Below are 3,679 nucleotides of genomic sequence, written 5' to 3' on the forward strand. Positions count from 1 at the left end.
CGATGATCTCGGGCGGGGTGTGATGGCTCATCGCCGCGCGCCACAGTGTGGGGGCGTGGCGGTGGGGGCGGGCTTCGATGTGCCACAGGCCGATGGGTTCGACCAGTTCGCAATATTCCGGGATGAGCCCGATGTGGAGGCGGCTGTGATCGCCGAAGGCGTGGTAGTTGCCCCACTCGTCCTGCCGCTTGTGCCACCTGGGCCCGATAAGCGGGGCGAAGGCGGCATCGATGCACCCGTCGCTGGCGGTCAGATAGCAGGGGTGCACCGGAATACAGGCACCGGCGGTGGCGTGTGTCATTGATGCAGACTCCTTCCGATAGGAATAGAGAAATCGGGTGCGGTTCTTTGCCATGGCGCGGGGGCACTGGCGGGGCATGTGCCGTGGCAGGCGCGGTCAGTGCCGGGCTGAACGCATCTCGCGTGGCATCCCGCCAGGGAAGCCGTGTGCCAGGGGTGCTGGATCACCGGGGTCGCCTTCGGCTGCAAGATCCTGCGCCTCCTTTTAGGCAAAACCGCCCTACGGTCGGATTTCGATGGAGTAATTCGGCAATTGCCGTCCCGGGTTTCCGGGGAATGCGACCACCATAGCTCGGACCATGGAACAAGCAAGTCTTAATTCTGGCTCTGAATTGCTGGAATTGCGGGGGCTTTGCGACGGGAATTAAGGCGTATTGGTGAGCGTGCGACGCAATGCGTCGAGCATCGCCCGGTGTACGACGCTTTCCCTGGTCACGGCGGGACCGGCGACGTGTGTTTCGGGCATGCGACCGATTCGCGGTCCCCGGTCCCCGGCCCGGTGCTGGGCCGGGGGCGGCGGTGTGGACGGTTGCCGTCGCGGCTGTGGGGTGAGCCGGGTTCGGCAGGTTGAGGTGTTATCGGGCGGTGGTGAGGGCTGCGGTTGCGGCCTTGGCGATCGCGGCGGTTGCGCGGGCCGGGTCGGTCAGTTCCAGCAGGGTGGTGCCGGGCAGCGGGTAGGGGTCGGGGGCGAAGGCGAGCCATAGCACCGCGCAACCGGCCTTGTTCAGAGCGGTGACGCGCCTGCTGGCCCGGGCGGCTTCGCCCGTTGAGTAGTAGCCGTCGGAGGCGATCACCAGCAGGCGGCCCGTGCCTGGTTGGGTGAGGGCGAGCCCGGCGGACAGGGCGTCGATGGCTTCGGCGAGGCTGTGGCCGACACCGCCTGCCTTGAACTGGGTGACTTGCGCGGGGGTGCGGCCGGGGGCGGTGATGGCGGTCAGGGTCCGGTTGTAGGCCACGGTCGCGGTGCGCGAGTCGGGGTCGGTCAGCGCGGTGGCCTTGGCGAGGATCCAGGCGGCCGAGGAGATCGGATCGGCAGCGTCGCCCATCGACCCGGATACGTCCACCGCGATCCCCACCCTCAGCGGTGGTGTGGGGCTGGGCCGGTGTTCGGTGCGCACCCAGGGTGTGGCGGTCGGGGTAGCTCCTGCGGCCCTCTGAGCGTCCCGGGCCAGGGCCTGGCGCATGTTGAGGCGACCGGGCGGGGTGGCCGAGGCGGTCACGGTGGAGGTGTGTTCCCGGTAGGCGGCAGCCCGCAACGCCCTGGCCAGCTGTCCGGCGGCCGACTTCTCGGCCCCGGTCGGTGGCCGGGTGCCGGTCACCGGCGACCGGCTGCTTCCTCTGCCGGGTTTGCCGGGGGTGAACGGGCGCGTCGGGTGTGCAAATACGCGGTCCGCTGTTTGAGCGGCCTGCCGTGCGTGGGCCGCCTTGGCGGCCTTCGCCCGGGCACGTGCGGCTCGCGCGGCGGCGACCTTGGCCTGGGCGGCGGCCTGCGCGGCCTCGTTCACCTGGACCCGTCCGACGACTTTCCCGATCGCCTCGGCCAGTTCGCCTGGACGTCCGCCGCCTGCCGGTTCCGGCCCGCTGGGTTCGGTGCCCAGTGCCTGGCACCAGGCGCGTGCGTGCTCGAGCATTCCGGGCCCGTCGTCGTCACCGGTGGCGTGTGCGGCCGTCCAGATGGCCGTCAGTGTGTTCAGGAGGTCGGGGCCGAGAATGCCGGTGACGGTCTGTTCCAGGGGTTCGGTCTCGTCGGGGTCCAGGATTCCGGCGTCCCGGCGGGCGAGGACCAGACCGGCGGCCATAGCGGCCTGCCACCGTCCGCTGGGTGTGCGGGCGTTGATGTCCGCCAGGATCAGAGTGTGGGCGCAGGACCTCAGGAACCGGCGGTCGGCGGGACGGCGGGCAAGGTGGGCGCCTTCAGCGCGCGCCTCTTCCAAGAGTGCGGCTGCCGAGTCGAAGGCTGTGCCGCGTAGTTCGGGTGGGGTGGCCCAGAGGCTGTGGGCGGCATGTGCGGCCTCGTGCACCAGCGCACCCCAGGCCACCGGATAGCGCTCCTCATCCCCGGGCCGTCTCGGGTCGATGGTGACCGGGTTGAGGGGGGCGAAGAGCGCGGCGTCGATCTCCAGGTTCGCTGTGGCGGGATAGAAGGCGGCTGGGGCGCCGGACCGGGTGCCCAACTCACAGGTGACGATCACATCCTCGCGCCCCGCCAGTTCCGGCAACCGGTGCGTCAGGGCAGCAGAAATCCGCAACCACTGCCTGGCATGGTGTGCGGGGCTCGGCTCGAAGGGTGGGCCGCCGTCGTCCTCCCACCGCGCCTGGGCCCATTCGGACTCGGACACGGCGAGCGGCTGATGCTGTACATGGGCCTGGGTCTGCGCGGGCATAGCTGATCGGTCCCTTCCTCAAGGTGTCCTGGGTGTCGGCAGGTGGCCAGAAGCGGCGGGTGAGGGCCGCCGGGCGGGAGGTGGAGTCAGAGTTGGCGGCCGAGAGCCAGGGCGGTAACGGGCCTGCCCAGGGCCTTGGTGACGATCTCGGCGACGGTGTCACGGTCTTCCAGGGGCGCGATGCCGACCAGGTTGGCGAAGGCGGCATCGGCGCCCAGGACATCAGCGATCTTCTGAAAAGCGATCAACTCCCGCAGCTGCGGCGCCCATCCCACCTCGCCCGCCTGCTGGCTGGTGGCCAGGTGACGGGCGATCCGCACCGCCGTCCTGTTGATCTTCAAGGCGGCGGCGAGGTCGTAGTCCGAGCCCACCTGGACCTGCACCGAAAACCTGCTCGCGAGGGCCTCGGTCAGGACCGCCCCATGGACTCCGGGGTTGTGACCGGCAATCACATAGAACCCGTCAGCAGCCGTGATCGTCTCGCCCTTATGTGCCTTGACCTGGATCTGACGCCGCCCGTCCATCGCCGGATACAACGCTGCCAGCACCTTCGGGGAAATCAGCGTCGCGTCATCCAGCAACAGGGCACGCCCCTCCTGCATCGCCGTCACCAGCGGGCCGTAGACGAACTGGTAGCCGCCCCTCTCGTCCTGGGTGTGCTCGCCGATCAGGTCGCCGACCGTCGTATCACCATCCCCGGCAACCGTGATCAGATCCTGGAAGGCCGCCTCGATCAGCGACGTCTTCCCGGTGCCCGGTGGTCCGTACAGCAACACCGGCACACCCGCCTCACGCAGCCGCCGCAGTGCCTCGACATCGGGCAGTTTGGCCAGTGCCCTGGGGTGATAGCGCTGCCCGTTCAGCCGGGTGACCGGGCCGGGATTCCCGCCCGACGGCGGGGTAGCCGGTCGTGGCGCCGGAGGCATACCGCCTGAGCTGGGCGCCATGGTCACCGTGTACTGCGCGGCACCGGCGGTAAGGGCCGTCGCCCGGTA

Annotated in this window: 3 protein-coding genes; all 3 read right to left on the minus strand. The window is 69.6% G+C overall.

Going from position 1 to position 3,679, the window contains the following annotated elements:
- On the minus strand, window positions 1–301 hold a 301-nt coding region (locus tag JK363_RS41010), incomplete at its 3' end, for a hypothetical protein (RefSeq protein ID WP_372444960.1).
- A gap of 574 nt (window positions 302–875) precedes the next feature.
- Window positions 876–2,684 carry a VWA domain-containing protein gene (locus tag JK363_RS41015; protein WP_201883423.1) on the minus strand — a complete coding sequence of 603 codons (1,809 nt, stop codon included), beginning with the start codon at window positions 2,682–2,684 and terminating at the stop codon, window positions 876–878.
- Window positions 2,685–2,770: 86 nt separating this feature from the next.
- On the minus strand, window positions 2,771–3,679 hold a 909-nt coding region (locus JK363_RS41020; protein ID WP_236076568.1), incomplete at its 5' end, for an AAA family ATPase.

This window comes from Streptomyces coffeae, from assembly GCF_016741875.1.
GTDB classification, from domain to species: domain Bacteria; phylum Actinomycetota; class Actinomycetes; order Streptomycetales; family Streptomycetaceae; genus Streptomyces; species Streptomyces coffeae.

Bases quoted from the DNA above. Each gene is read 5' to 3' on its own strand.
- JK363_RS41015 (WP_201883423.1), bottom strand. From the start codon at position 2,684: ATGCCCGCGCAGACCCAGGCCCATGTACAGCATCAGCCGCTCGCCGTG.